This window comes from Sphingomonas benefaciens (assembly GCF_052907485.1).
The window spans coordinates 37985-50886 of sequence record NZ_JBREIC010000002.1; the positions used below are offsets into that span (position 1 = coordinate 37985).

A 12902-nucleotide genomic window follows, 5' to 3' on the forward strand; every position below is an offset into this window, starting at 1 on the left:
ATGACCGATACCGCCCTCCACGCACCGCACGGCGCGGCGTTCGTCGCCCACGACGACCACGCCCATCATGACGCGGACCACAAGCCAGGCTTCTTCGCCCGCTGGTTCATGTCAACCAATCACAAGGACATCGGGACGCTGTACCTGATCTTCGCGATCATCGCGGGGATCATCGGCGGCGCGATCTCCGGCCTGATGCGCGCCGAGCTCGCCCAGCCCGGCATCCAATATCTGGTCGGCTGGGCCAATTTCCTGCCCGGCGGTGACGGCGGCCTGGATCACGCCCTCCACCTTTGGAACGTGCTGATCACCGCGCACGGCCTGATCATGGTGTTCTTCATGGTCATGCCGGCGATGATCGGCGGCTTCGGCAACTGGTTCGTACCGATCATGATCGGCGCGCCCGACATGGCCTTCCCGCGGATGAACAATGTCAGCTTCTGGCTGCTCATCCCGGCCTTCACCCTACTGCTCGCCTCGCCCTTCTTCGGCGGCGCCGGCACCGGCTGGACGGTCTATGCCCCGCTCTCGACCTATGGCGAGCCCGGGCCGTCGGTGGACATGGCCATCCTGTCGCTCCACCTTGCTGGCGCCAGCTCGATCCTCGGCGCGATCAACTTCATCACCACCATCTTCAACATGCGCGCGCCCGGCATGACGCTGCACAAGATGCCGCTGTTCGTCTGGTCGGTGCTGGTCACCGCCTTCCTGCTGCTGCTCGCGCTGCCGGTGCTCGCCGCGGCAATCACCATGCTGCTCACCGACCGCAACTTCGGCACGACCTTCTTCGACCCGGCCGGCGGCGGCGATCCGATCCTCTACCAGCATCTGTTCTGGTTCTTCGGTCACCCCGAAGTGTACATCATGATCCTGCCGGGCTTCGGCATCGTCAGCCAGATCATCGCGACCTTCAGCCGCAAGCCCGTCTTCGGCTATCTTGGCATGGCCTATGCCATGGTTGCGATCGGCGTGGTCGGTTTCGTCGTCTGGGCGCACCACATGTTCGTCACCGGCCTCAGCGTGAACGTGAAGATGTACTTCACCGCCGCGACGATGGTCATCGCAGTGCCGACCGGCATCAAGATCTTCAGCTGGATCGCCACCATGTGGGGCGGCTCGCTGAGCTTCAAGACGCCGATGGTCTGGGCGATCGGCTTCATCTTCATGTTCACGGTCGGCGGCGTCACCGGCGTCGTGCTCGCCAACGGCGGCATCGACGATTACATGCAGGACACCTATTACGTCGTCGCGCACTTCCACTATGTGCTCAGCCTAGGCGCGGTGTTCGGCCTGTTCGCCGGCTTCTACTACTGGTTCCCGAAGATGTTCGGGAAGATGTATAGCGAGCTGCTCGGCCAGCTGCACTTCTGGGTGTTCTTCATCGGCGTGAACCTGCTATTCTTCCCGATGCATTTCCTCGGCCTGCAGGGCATGCCGCGGCGCTACCCGGACTATCCCGATGCCTATGCGCACTGGAATGCGCTGGCGAGCCACGGCTATGAGATCATGGCCGCCGGCATGGCGATCTTCTTCGTCAACGTGATCTGGTCGCTGATCGCCGGCAAGAAGGCGCCCGACAATCCCTGGGGCGAAGGTGCGACGACGCTGGAATGGACCCTGTCCTCGCCGCCGCCCTACCACCAGTTCGAGACGCTGCCGAAGATCGACTGAGGCACGCTACCGACCTGAAGACGCGAAACGCCCCGGCCTCTCCGCCGGGGCGTTTTGCTTACAGGCTGTCCCCGTAGATCACCTCGACCTTCGACGCCAGGGCGCGCAGCGCGATCCGGTGGACCTGTTCGGTCGGCGCGGTGCACCAATCGCCGATGACCCGTACGTCATAGCCGGCCGCCGCATGCGACAGCGCGGTAAAGACGACGCAATTCTGGGTCATCATCCCGCACAGCAACAGCGTGTCGACGCCATCGAGGTGAGACACCAGGTCGGTATCCTGGAAGGCATCCGGCACCGATTTCGGCACGATGGCCGCATCGCCTGCCGCCGCCAGGATCGCAGACCGGATCGCCACCCCGGCGCCGCCGATCGCGAACGGGCCGCCACTCTCGATCGCGACATGGCGGATCAGGAGCACGCGATCTCCCGCTTGCCGCACACGCGCCATGCCCGCGACGATCCGTGCCTCGACCGCCTCGGGCTGCCACAACGGCATCAGCCCACCGGGAAAATATTCTTCCTGTACGTCGATCACGATCAAGGCCCGCGTCATGCCGCGCCACTCCCGTGCAGCTGCCATCCCATCGTATACGAGACGAAGCTAAGAGGCGGAGGCACCCCGTTACTCATTTCGTTGCGGCTACGACCAAACCGGTCCTTTTCGCGCCGGACCGTTCCGCGTTAATCTTCTTCGTTAAGTCCGCGACGGGTATGTCGTTGAGTATCTTCGAGGCGCCGGCAGGTGGGTGTCGGCGCGCGGAGCGGGGATCAATACAACAATGCTGGATGCGGACGGTGGAGGCGCGGGGGCGCTTTCCGGGGAGGCCGAGACGCCCATCGGGAGCGCCGTGCCTGCGATAAAGACCGGTGGTGCGATCAGCGCAGCGCTTCTGCTCGCCGCCTGCGGGGGCGGCGACGGCAGCGGCACCACGGCGGCGGCACCGAGCGCACCGGTGACCGTGGCGCCGGCGGCGATCACCACGGCGCAGGCCAGCCGCTTCCTAGCGCAGGCGACGATGGGCGCGACCCGCACGATGATCGATGCAGTCGTCAGCCGCCGCTACGAAGGCTGGATCGACGACCAGTTCGCGCTGCCGCGGGCGACCGCGCACTGGGACTGGCTTGTCGCCAACGGCTACAACGTCGCCGCAAGCATCAATGCAGAGACGGGCTTCGACGTCACCATGTGGCGGCAGCTGATTGCGGAACCCGACCAGCTGCGCCAGCGCATCGGCATGGCGCTGCTCGACATGCTGGTCGTCGGCATCGGCAGCGTGAACCTCAACTGGAAGCAGTTCGCCACCGCCGCTTATGTCGATGTGCTGCTCGACAATGCGTTCGGCAATTACCGCGCGTTGATGGACGCGATCACCACCAATGCGGCGATGGGGTCGTTCCTCACCTTCCTCAACAACCGCAAGGCCAACGCGACGACGGGCGCGCAGCCGGACGAGAATTACGCGCGCGAGTTGATGCAGCTGTTCACGCTCGGCCTCTACCAGCTGAACATGGACGGCAGCGTCAAGACGGGTGCCAGCGGCGCACCGGTGGAAACCTATACCCAGGCCGACGTCGCCGGGCTGGCGCGCGTCTTCACCGGGCTCAGCCTTGCTTCCAGCGTCTCGACGACGCCCGATCGCTATCGGCAGCCGCTGGTGATGAACGCCGCGATCAACGAGACCGGCACCGCCACCTTCCTCGGCACCTCGACGACGGGCGGCGGCATGGCCGCGATCAAGGTCGCGCTCGACACCATCTTCGCCCACCCGAATCTGCCGCCGTTCGTGTCGAAGCAGCTGATCCAGCGCCTGGTCACTAGCAATCCCTCGCCCGCCTATGTCGGCCGCGTCGCGGCGACCTTTGCCGACAATGGATCGGGCGTGCGCGGCGACATGAAGGCGGTGATCAAGGCGATCCTGCTGGACACGGAGGCGCGCAGCGATGCTGCGCTGACCAGCACCACCGCGGGCAAGTTGCGCGAGCCGGTGATGCGCCTGACCGCCTGGGCCCGCGCATTTGGCGCGACCTCGCCGTCCAACGCCTGGGCGATCGGCGACACGTCCAACCAGTCCACCCGGCTGGCGCAGTCGATGGGGCGCAGCCAGACCGTCTTCAACTTCTTCCGCCCCGCCTACACGCCACCGGCGACGGGCATCGCGAGCGCCGGCCTGGTCGCGCCCGAGTTCCAGATCACCAACGAACAAAGCGTCGTCGCCTACGTCAACTACATGCAGGCGCTGGTGCTGAACGGGACCGGCGACGTGAAGGCCGATTATAGCGCGATCCTGACCAAAGCGGCGGACAGCGCCGCGCTGGTCGACGAGGTCAATCTGGTGCTCGCCGCCGGCCAGCTGAGCAGCGCGACGGTGACCGCGATCCGCACGGCCGTCGACAGCGTCGCCGCCACTGCCAGCAATGGACCGCAGACCCGCGTCAACATCGCGATCCTGCTGACCCTCGCCTCCCCCGAATTCATCATGGTGCGCTGAGATGGACCACGATTGCGCCTCGCTCGACCAGTCTCGCCGCGCCTTCCTGAAGCGAGGTGCCGCGCTCGGGCTTGCCGGGGTGGCGACGCCCTTCATCACCAGCCTTGCCGCGATCGGCGAGGCGGCGGCGGCGACCGCCACCGATTACAAGGCGATGGTCTGCATCTTCCTGTACGGCGGCAACGACTATGCCAACACGCTGCCGCCCTATGACGCCGACAGCTACGCCAAATATCTGGCCGCCCGATCGAACATCGCGCTGACCCGCGACTCGCTGGCCAATACGGTGCTTAATCCGACGACCGCGCTCGCCGGCGGGCGGCAATATGCGCTGGCGCCGACGATGGGTTCGCTGATGCCGCTGTTCAATCAGGGCAAGCTGGCGGTGGCGCTCAACGTCGGCACATTGGTGCAGCCGACCACCAAGGCGCAATATCAGGCGAGCAGCGTCAAGCTGCCGCCGAAACTGTTCAGCCACAACGACCAGCAAAGCTATTTCCAGGCCTCCAATCCGGAAGGCGCGACCTCCGGTTGGGGCGGTCGCATCGGCGACCTGTTTCAGAGCGGCAACGGCGCCTCGGCGCTGACCTGCATCAACGCCAGCGGCAATGCGGTCTATCTGACCGGCAAGTCGGCGGTGCAATATGCGGTCGGCACCGGCGGTCCGGTGGCGCTGCTCAACAACGCCTCGACGCTGTACGGCTCGACCACCGCTGCCGCGACGTTGCGCAGCCTGATGACCGGCAGCAACGGTCACGTCCTTGCCGGCGAACATGCCCGCGTGTCAAAGCGCGCGCTCGACACCTATGCGCAGGTGTCGGGCGCGCTCGCCAATGCGCCGGCCTCTGGCTTCACCCTCTTCCCCAGCGGCAATGCCCTCGCCGACCAGCTCAAGATGGTGGCGCGGATGATCTCCGTGTCGTCGGAGCTGGGCGCGAAGCGGCAGGTGTTCTTCGTGTCGATCGGCGGCTTCGACCTTCACGACAATCTCGTCGCGCAACACCCCGGACTGATCGGCAAGGTCGCGGATGCGATGCGCGCCTTCTACGACACCACCGTGGCGCTGGGCGTCGCCGACAAGGTGACGAGCTTCACCGCCTCCGACTTCGGCCGTACCCTGCAATCGAACGACGACGGGTCGGACCATGGCTGGGGCAGCCACCATTTCGTCATGGGCGGCGCGGTGCGCGGCCAGCGTTTCTATGGCACGCCACCGGCGATCGGCAACGGCACCGCCGACGACGTCGGTCAGGGGCGGCTGCTACCGACGATCTCCGTCGACCAATATGCCGCGACGCTGGCGAGTTGGTTCGGCGTCGGCAATGGCGACCTCACGACGGTCCTGCCGAACATGGGCAATTACAACCAGTCGAGCTGGAACCTGGGGTTCGTTTGACCCCTGGGGCGGCGTGGAGCGGAAGCCTTGTTTTCTTCACGCGAAGCCGCGAGGAAGGGGAATCCGCGCCGAGCACGCAGAGGTGTCGCGCTTGCCGCGTTAGCGGCTCGATCTTCTTGTTGGAAGATTGAGCGGCTTCGCCGAAGAGCAACCGCTCCGCGTCCTCCGCGCCTCCGCGCGAACAAAGCCATTCTTCTTCGCGCCTCCGCGCGACCCAATTTTCCCAACGCCGCTCCTGACGCATGGAAGGCCCAACCTGCCCCGTTCGTGCTGAGATTGTCGGAGCACGCGACCGCCGCACGCCCTTCGACAAGCTCAAGGCCAGCGGGAAATCTCGGCGCCTGAAAATTACCCCATCAACACCGCGCGATACGCCGCGAAGCAGCGTTCGCCGCACTTCAGCCGGATCAGCGCACCCTCCGCCATGGCGGTGGCGCGGCGGGGGTCCTCCTCGACGGCAGGGCGGATCGCCTCGCGGTTCCAGTCCTCGGAGTGTTTGACGTCGAGCACCGCATGCAGATCGAAATAGCGGCGCTCCTTGTTGGTGAAGCCGAGTCGCTTCAGCCCGCGCGCCGTCGCCGCCGACCGATCTGGCGCGGTCAGTTCAATCACACCGAGCGCGCCGACCGATTGCCAGGTGTAGCGCCGGCTGGTCGCCAGCGCGGTCATCGCATTGGCCAGGCACAGGCTCTGCCACAGCGTGTTCTCGATCACGGGGCAGACCTGGAGCGTCTCGGCCAAGGCATTGAGCATCGGCCCGTGCATCCCCGCCGCCTGGCCGCGCCCCATCTCATCCCAATAGTTGCGCGCGAGTTCAAGTTTGGGAAGGGTCGGCAGCTTGACCTGGGTCATCGCGACCAGATCGTCGAAGCCCGCCTCGCCTGCCGCTTCCTGCTCGAAGAACCAGCGGAGCTGATCGAGGTTCGCTTGCTCCGCCAACCACGGGAACAGCGGATCGTGCTGACCGGGGCCGCTCTGCTTCAGCGCCTCGAACCAGGCGATGAACCCGTCAACGTCGGTCGGTGCCGCAGCGGCCTCGTCCACCACCTCCTCGCGCAACTCCTCGAGGAAGCCGCCCTCGAGCCGCTGCATCCGCACGTCGCGATCGAGCGTGCGCTGCCAATCAGCATCGGGAAAGCCGGGCTCCAGCCGTTCGCGGTTCCAATGCGCCAGCCCCCGCTGGAAGCTGTCGGTCAGGAATTGCGAGCCGCGAACAGGTGCCTCGGCGATACGCGTGGCCATCATGATCCTCCCTTAAGAGCCCGGCCAACCCGTTCAAAACACGATCGTTCCCGCCCGACTCGGGCGGCTTGACCTGGATCAGCACGATCGTCGGCCAGGCGCGCCCGCCCTTTCCCAGGGGCCTCACGACGCGTATAGCCGCCGCCATGACGACGGCCGCGACGCCCATCCTGCCACCCGCCGACTGGCGTGATTTCCTGGCGCTGACCAAGCCGCGGGTGATGACGCTGGTCGTCTTCACCGGCCTGTGCGGCATGCTCGCCGCGCCGGTCGGCATCCATCCGGTGCTCGGCTTCACCGCCATCCTGTGCATTGCGCTGGGCGCGGGCGCGGCCGGCGCGCTCAACCAATGGTATGAAGCCGACCTCGACGCCGCGATGCGCCGGACGCAGCAGCGCCCGCTGCCCGCCGGCCGCATGGAGCGGCAGTCGGCGTTGCATTTCGGCGTCGGCCTTGGCGCCTTCTCGGTGATTCTGATGGGGCTGGCGGTCAACGTCGCCGCCGCCGCGATCCTGACCGTGTCGATCCTATTCTACGTGCTGATCTACACCGTCTGGCTGAAGCGGCGCACCCCGCAGAACATCGTGATCGGCGGGGCCGCCGGCGCCTTTCCGCCGCTGATCGGCTGGGCAGCGGCGACGGGCGACGTCGCGATCCTGCCGCTGCTGCTGTTCGGCCTCGTCTTCCTATGGACGCCGCCGCATTTCTGGGCGCTCGCGCTGTTCGTGAAGACCGATTACGCCAATGCCGGCGTGCCAATGCTGCCGGTGGTCGCCGGCGAACGGGTAACGCGGCGCCAGATCGGCCTCTACACCATTCCGATGGCGATCGCTGCGGTGGCGCCCTGGCCGCTCGGGCTGACCGGCGCGATCTACGGCGTCGTCGCCACCGCGACCACCGCGCTGTTCGCCTTGCTGGCGCTGCGGGTCGCGACCCGGCATACCCAGCCCGACGACCGCATGAAGCCGGAGAAGCGCTTGTTCAGCTATTCGATCCTCTACCTCTTCGTGATTTTCGGCGCGCTGGTCGTCGACCGCTGGGTGCTGGCATGACCCCCGACGACCAGGATCTGATCCGCCGCCGCCAGAAGTCGCGCGCGATCGTCACCGCGGTGCTGCTCGGCGCCTTCGTCATCCTCGTCTTCGCGATCGCGCTGACCAAGATCCGCCAGGGCATGGCATGAGCGGCGCGGCGGACCCGAACAGCCGCCGCCAGTTGCGCACCGCGCTGTTCGCGGTGCTCGGCATCTGCCTGATGACCGGCGTCGCCTGGGCGAGCGTGCCGCTGTACCGCCTGTTCTGTCAGGTGACCGGTCTGAACGGCACGACCCAACGCGGGCTGCAGGCGCCGGGTGCGGTGAACCACAAGATCCGCATCGATTTCGACACCAACGTCGCGCCGCACATGCCGTGGCGGTTCCGGCCAGAGAATCCGTCCGACACGGTCGACGTCGGTGCGCGCGACATGGCGTTCTTCCTCGCCACCAACACCAGCGATCATCCGATCACCGGCACCGCGACATTCAACGTCACGCCCGGCCAGGCCGGTAAATATTTCACCAAGATCCAGTGCTTCTGCTTCACCCAACAGACGCTGCAGCCGGGCGAGACGGCGCGCATGCCGGTGATCTTCTTCGTCGACCCGAAGATCCTCAAGGACCCGGACGCCAGCGACGTCGAGACGATCACCCTGTCCTACACATTTTATCCGGTAGATTCCGGCAAGACGCCAAGCTAGGGTCGGACCCCGAGAGGGTATAACAGGGACACCGCAATGGCCGGCGCCAAGAACCACGACTATCACATTCTGCCACCGAGCATCTGGCCGTTGTTCGGCTCGCTGTCGGCGCTGGTGATGGCCTCCGGCGCGATCATGTGGATGCATGGCGGCCATCTGGCGGCGGACAAGGCGAACGGCGGCGGCTGGATCTTCTTTGCCGGCCTCGCCGGCGTCCTGTTCACCATGTACAGCTGGTGGGCGGACGTGGTGCGCGAGGCGCATCACGGCGATCACACCCCGGTCGTCCAACTGCATTTCCGCTACGGCATGATCCTGTTCATCGCCTCCGAAGTCATGTTCTTCGTCGGCTGGTTCTGGGCCTTCTTCGACTTCAGCCTGTTCCCGACCGCGATGAGCTTCGTCGACGGCCAGGTCGAGCGCGCGGCGGAAGGCGCGACGGCGATCGCCGCGCAATGGCCGCCCAAGGGGCTGGAGGTGATCAACGCCTTCGAATTCCCGCTGCTCAACACGCTGATCCTGCTGACCAGCGGCACCACCGTCACCTGGGCGCACCATGCGCTGATCCACAACCAGCGCGGCGGCGCGAAGACCGGCCTTTGGGGCCTGCTTGGCGTGGGCAACCGCGACGGCGTGCTCAAGGGCCTGTGGCTGACCGTGGTGCTGGGCATCCTGTTCAGCAGCATCCAGGCCTATGAATACATGCACGCGCCCTTCCCCTTCAAGGGACTGAACTATGGCGCCTCCTTCTTCATGGCGACGGGCTTCCACGGCTTCCACGTACTGATCGGCACGATCTTCCTGATCGTCTGCCTGATCCGCGCCTATAAGGGCGACTTTACCCCGCGCCAGCATTTCGGCTTCGAGGCGGCCGCCTGGTACTGGCATTTCGTCGACGTCGTCTGGCTGTTCCTGTTCGTCACCATCTACGTCTGGGGCGGCTGGGGCGCGCCGGTTCACGGCGGCTGACCGATGAACGGGTGACGGCCTGATGGACGAACCGTCACCCGCGCCTGCGCCCGGCGCAGAGCCCGAGAGCGCGACTCGTGCGATCCTTGATGCCGGCCTCAAGGGCCTGTGCCCGCGCTGCGGCCAGCCCGCCATCTTCGACGGCTGGATCAAATTCGCCCCGGCCTGCCGCGCCTGCGGCCTGGACCTTTCCCAGTTCAACGTCGGCGACGGGCCGGCGGCGTTCCTGACCCTGATCCTCGGCGCGATCGTCACCGCGCTGGCGGTGGTCACCGAAGTGAAGCTGCATCCCCCGATCTGGGTGCACCTGCTGCTCTGGATCCCGCTGACCATCGCCGGCGTGATCGTCAGCCTGCGCATCGCCAAGGCGGCGCTGCTCGCGGCGGAATACCGCAACGCCGCGCGCGAAGGGCGTATCGACTCCCGCCCATGAAGCGCCTGCCCCTGATCCCCACAATCGTCGTCGCGCTGGCGGTGGCGGCGATGATCGGCCTAGGCCTGTGGCAGTTGCTCGACCGGCTGCCGAAGAAGGAGGCCTATCTTGCCCAGTTGGCGACCAACCCGGCCAAGCCGCCGGTCGCCTTCCCGCGCCTGCCCGACGACCGGCTGCTGTTCCGCCGCAGCAGCGCGATGTGCCGGGAGCCGGTCAGCCAGCGCCTGTTCGGGGCAGGTGCCGCCGGCTATCGGGTGATCGCCACCTGCCGCGACGGGGTGGAGGGCCCCAGCTTCCAGGTCCAGCTCGGCACCACCCGCGATCCGCGCTATCGCTCGACCTGGCGGGGCGGTGCGGTCCGCGGCACGATCAGCCATGCGCCCGATGCGCGCCCTTTGCTGGCGACGCTGTTTGATCATCGGCCGCAGACGATGCTGCTCGTCGCCGACACGCCGCCGCCGGGGCTTGCCCCCAATGCGCGACCCGACCTATCGAGCGTGCCGAACAACCATCTCTCCTATGCGGTGCAATGGTTCTTCTTCGCAGCCATCGCCGCGGTGATCTACGGGATCGCGGTCAGCCGACGCCGGAGCCGTTGATGCGTTACCATTCCACCCGCGGGTCCGCCCCCGTGCTCGATTTCCGCGCGGTCACGCTCACCGGCCTTGCCAGCGACGGCGGCCTCTACGTGCCGGAGGCGTGGCCGACCTTCGACCGCGATGCGATCGCTGCGCTGCAGGGGCTGTCCTACGTCGACACCGCGGTGGCGGTGATGGCGCCCTTCGTCGCCGGCAGCCTGACCGAGGACGAACTGCGCGAATTGTGCACCGCCGCCTACGGCCGCTTCGCCCATGCCGCGGTGACCCCGCTCATCCAGCTCGACCACGGTCAATGGCTGCTCGAGCTGTTCCACGGCCCGACGCTGGCGTTCAAGGACGTCGCGCTGCAGCTGCTCGGTCAGCTGTTCGAGCGGTTCCTGACCGGCAGCGACGCGCATCTGACCATCGTCGGCGCGACCAGCGGCGACACCGGCTCCGCCGCGATCGACGCGGTCGCCGGGCGGCAGGGCGTCGACATCTTCATGCTCCACCCCGCCGGCCGGGTGTCGGAGGTGCAGCGGCGCCAGATGACGACGGTGCTCGCCCCCAACGTCCACAACATTGCGATCGACGGCGACTTCGACACCGCCCAGGCCCTGGTCAAGGCGATGTTCAACGACCCGGACTTCGCCGGGCGGTTCCAGCTGTCCGCGGTCAATTCGATCAACTGGGCGCGGCTGATGGCGCAGGTGGTCTATTACTTCTACGCCGCCGTCCGGCTCGGCGCGCCCGACCGACGCATCGCCTTTTCGGTGCCGACGGGCAATTTCGGCGACGTCTTCGCCGGCTATGTCGCGGCGCGGATGGGCCTGCCGATCGAACGGCTGATCGTCGCCACCAACGTCAACGACATCCTCTACCGCGCGCTGTCGGCCGCCGACTATAGCCGCGGCACGACGGTGCCGACCGCGACGCCGTCGATGGACATCCAGGTCTCGTCCAATTTCGAGCGGCTGCTGTTCGACGCCGGCGGCCGCGACGGCGCGGCGCTGGCGGCGCAGATGGCGGGGTTCGAGGCGAACGGCGCGATGCGGCTGACCAATGCGCAGGCTGATTTCGCGCGCCACCTGTTCACGCCGGCCCGGATCGACGCCGACGGCATGGCGCTGGCGATGCGCTGGGCGAGCGAGCATGCCGGCGAGACGATCGACCCGCATACCGCGGTCGCGCTCGCCGCGGCGCGCGCCGCCGATCTCGACGTGCCCGTCGTGACGCTGGCGACCGCCCACCCCGCCAAGTTCCGCGACGCGGTCGAACGCGCCACCGGCAGCCGCCCGTCGCTGCCGGCGCGGCTCGGCGACCTGTTCGCGCGCGAGGAGCGGTTCGCCACCTTGCCCGGCACGTTCGAGGCGGTCACCGGCTTCATCGCCGAACGGGCCCGGCCGCGCGCATGACGCTCGACACGCTGATCGGCGAACCCTGGGCGGATTACGGGCTGATCGATTCGGGCCATGGCCGGAAGCTCGAACGCTACGGCCGCTTCCGCTTCATCCGCCCGGAGCCGCAGGCGATGTGGGCGCCGGCGACCGAGAATTGGCGCGCGCAGGGCGAATTCGTCCCCGGCTCCGACGAGGACGGCGGCGGCCGCTGGCAGTTCAACGAGCCGGTGCCGCGCGAGGGCTGGCCGCTGAGATGGGAAGAGGTGCGCTTCACCGCGCAGACGACGCCGTTCCGCCACCTTGGCTTCTTCCCCGACATGGCGCCGGTGTGGCGCTGGATGCGTAGCCGGGTCGAGGGGCTCGACGCGCCGGACTGCATGAACCTGTTCGGCTATACCGGCGTCGGCACGCTGGCGATGGCGAGCATCGGCGCGAAGATGGTCCATGTCGACGCCTCCAAGAAATCGGTCGAGGCCGCGCGCGGCAACGCGGCGTTGTCGGGGCTGAGCGACGCGCCGGTGCGCTGGATCATCGACGATGCCGCCAAATTCGTCGCGCGCGAGGTGCGGCGCGGCCGGCGCTACGACGGCATTCTGCTCGACCCGCCCAAATACGGCCGCGGGCCGGAGGGCGAGGTGTGGCGGCTGGAGGAGGACCTGCCGAAACTGATCGCCGACTGCCGGCGGCTGCTCGACGAGCAATCGCGCTTTCTGTTCCTCACCGTCTATGCGGTGCGGATGAGCGCGCTCGCGCTGCGCGAGCTGCTGGCGCAGGTCTTCGCCGATCTGCCCGGTACGGTCGAGGCGGGCGAGCTGGGCGTGCGCGAGGAAGCGCGCGGGCTGGTGCTGCCGACCGCGATCTGGGCACGCTGGTCGCGCTGACGGAAAGTCGCACTGCGGCGGCATCCCCGCCGTAGAGGCTTCAGGGGCTTGGCGGCTGGAAGGTCGCAGTCGAACCTTCGCCCCGGAGGACCGCAGCACACGG

Annotated in this window: 13 protein-coding genes; 11 read left to right on the forward strand and 2 right to left on the reverse strand. The window is 67.2% G+C overall.

Translation table 11 applies throughout. The features are described from left to right. Positions 1-1671, forward strand: coding sequence for a cytochrome c oxidase subunit I (gene ctaD / locus ACU5AX_RS08650; protein ID WP_446690535.1), 1671 nt, complete (start codon positions 1-3; stop codon positions 1669-1671). A 58-nt stretch (positions 1672-1729) separates the two neighbouring features. On the opposite strand, the gene ACU5AX_RS08655 is transcribed toward ctaD, so the two are convergent. Further along, a complete protein-coding gene (locus ACU5AX_RS08655; RefSeq protein ID WP_446690536.1) occupies positions 1730-2227 on the reverse strand; it encodes an isochorismatase family protein in 498 nt (165 codons plus the stop codon). Between the two features lie 295 nt (positions 2228-2522). Here ACU5AX_RS08655 and ACU5AX_RS08660 point away from each other — a divergent pair, with 295 nt between their 5' ends. Together ACU5AX_RS08660 and ACU5AX_RS08665 are read left to right on the forward strand one after the other, a co-directional pair. Continuing rightward, positions 2523-4163, forward strand: coding sequence for a DUF1800 domain-containing protein (locus ACU5AX_RS08660; protein ID WP_446690537.1), 1641 nt, complete (start codon positions 2523-2525; stop codon positions 4161-4163). Position 4164: 1 nt separating this feature from the next. Then, entirely contained in the window at positions 4165-5559 is a 1395-nt protein-coding gene (locus ACU5AX_RS08665) for a DUF1501 domain-containing protein (RefSeq protein ID WP_446690538.1), read from the forward strand. A gap of 348 nt (positions 5560-5907) precedes the next feature. On the opposite strand, the gene ACU5AX_RS08670 is transcribed toward ACU5AX_RS08665, so the two are convergent. Then, positions 5908-6801, reverse strand: a complete 894-nt coding sequence (locus ACU5AX_RS08670; RefSeq protein WP_446690938.1) for an iron-containing redox enzyme family protein — start codon at positions 6799-6801, stop codon at positions 5908-5910. Positions 6802-6947: 146 nt separating this feature from the next. Here ACU5AX_RS08670 and ACU5AX_RS08675 point away from each other — a divergent pair, with 146 nt between their 5' ends. Genes ACU5AX_RS08675 through ACU5AX_RS08710 form a run of 8 tightly spaced genes read left to right on the forward strand, consistent with a single transcriptional unit; the run spans position 6948 to position 12799 of the window. Beyond that, the gene (locus tag ACU5AX_RS08675) at positions 6948-7853 is read left to right on the forward strand and encodes a heme o synthase (RefSeq protein WP_446690539.1); all 906 of its coding nucleotides are present in this window, start codon (positions 6948-6950) and stop codon (positions 7851-7853) included. Continuing rightward, positions 7850-7984, forward strand: a complete 135-nt coding sequence (locus ACU5AX_RS08680) for a cytochrome c oxidase system small membrane protein (protein ID WP_269769664.1) — start codon at positions 7850-7852, stop codon at positions 7982-7984. Before ACU5AX_RS08675 ends, ACU5AX_RS08680 begins: the two co-directional genes overlap by 4 nt. Beyond that, positions 7981-8538 (forward strand): cytochrome c oxidase assembly protein, encoded by a 558-nt coding sequence (locus tag ACU5AX_RS08685; RefSeq protein ID WP_446690540.1) that lies wholly within the window; start codon positions 7981-7983, stop codon positions 8536-8538. Before ACU5AX_RS08680 ends, ACU5AX_RS08685 begins: the two co-directional genes overlap by 4 nt. Positions 8539-8574: 36 nt before the next feature. Continuing rightward, positions 8575-9507: a cytochrome c oxidase subunit 3 gene (locus ACU5AX_RS08690; RefSeq protein ID WP_198353513.1), complete on the forward strand. Its 933-nt coding sequence runs from the start codon at positions 8575-8577 to the stop codon at positions 9505-9507. 22 nt (positions 9508-9529) lie between these two features. Then, on the forward strand, positions 9530-9940 hold the full coding sequence (locus ACU5AX_RS08695; protein ID WP_446690541.1) for a DUF983 domain-containing protein: 411 nt from the start codon (positions 9530-9532) through the stop codon (positions 9938-9940). Continuing rightward, positions 9937-10539: an SURF1 family cytochrome oxidase biogenesis protein gene (locus ACU5AX_RS08700; RefSeq protein ID WP_446690542.1), complete on the forward strand. Its 603-nt coding sequence runs from the start codon at positions 9937-9939 to the stop codon at positions 10537-10539. The genes ACU5AX_RS08695 and ACU5AX_RS08700 overlap by 4 nt, the downstream gene beginning before the upstream one ends. Then, positions 10539-11933 (forward strand): threonine synthase, encoded by a 1395-nt coding sequence (gene thrC, locus ACU5AX_RS08705; RefSeq protein WP_446690543.1) that lies wholly within the window; start codon positions 10539-10541, stop codon positions 11931-11933. Before ACU5AX_RS08700 ends, thrC begins: the two co-directional genes overlap by 1 nt. Continuing rightward, positions 11930-12799: a class I SAM-dependent methyltransferase gene (locus ACU5AX_RS08710; RefSeq protein ID WP_446690544.1), complete on the forward strand. Its 870-nt coding sequence runs from the start codon at positions 11930-11932 to the stop codon at positions 12797-12799. Before thrC ends, ACU5AX_RS08710 begins: the two co-directional genes overlap by 4 nt. Positions 12800-12902: the final 103 nt, after the last annotated feature.

What these genes read in the sequence shown, in the direction of transcription:
- ACU5AX_RS08665 (WP_446690538.1), top strand. Translation starts at nt 4,165, where the DNA reads ATGGACCACGATTGCGCCTCGCTCGACCAGTCTCGCCGCGCCTTCCTG.
- ACU5AX_RS08675 (WP_446690539.1), top strand. Translation starts at nt 6,948, where the DNA reads ATGACGACGGCCGCGACGCCCATCCTGCCACCCGCCGACTGGCGTGAT.
- thrC (WP_446690543.1), top strand. Translation starts at nt 10,539, where the DNA reads ATGCGTTACCATTCCACCCGCGGGTCCGCCCCCGTGCTCGATTTCCGC.
- ACU5AX_RS08670 (WP_446690938.1), bottom strand. Translation starts at nt 6,801, where the DNA reads ATGGCCACGCGTATCGCCGAGGCACCTGTTCGCGGCTCGCAATTCCTG.
- ACU5AX_RS08710 (WP_446690544.1), top strand. Translation starts at nt 11,930, where the DNA reads ATGACGCTCGACACGCTGATCGGCGAACCCTGGGCGGATTACGGGCTG.
- ACU5AX_RS08655 (WP_446690536.1), bottom strand. Translation starts at nt 2,227, where the DNA reads ATGACGCGGGCCTTGATCGTGATCGACGTACAGGAAGAATATTTTCCC.
- ACU5AX_RS08695 (WP_446690541.1), top strand. Translation starts at nt 9,530, where the DNA reads ATGGACGAACCGTCACCCGCGCCTGCGCCCGGCGCAGAGCCCGAGAGC.
- ACU5AX_RS08685 (WP_446690540.1), top strand. Translation starts at nt 7,981, where the DNA reads ATGAGCGGCGCGGCGGACCCGAACAGCCGCCGCCAGTTGCGCACCGCG.
- ACU5AX_RS08690 (WP_198353513.1), top strand. Translation starts at nt 8,575, where the DNA reads ATGGCCGGCGCCAAGAACCACGACTATCACATTCTGCCACCGAGCATC.
- ctaD (WP_446690535.1), top strand. Translation starts at nt 1, where the DNA reads ATGACCGATACCGCCCTCCACGCACCGCACGGCGCGGCGTTCGTCGCC.
- ACU5AX_RS08700 (WP_446690542.1), top strand. Translation starts at nt 9,937, where the DNA reads ATGAAGCGCCTGCCCCTGATCCCCACAATCGTCGTCGCGCTGGCGGTG.
- ACU5AX_RS08680 (WP_269769664.1), top strand. Translation starts at nt 7,850, where the DNA reads ATGACCCCCGACGACCAGGATCTGATCCGCCGCCGCCAGAAGTCGCGC.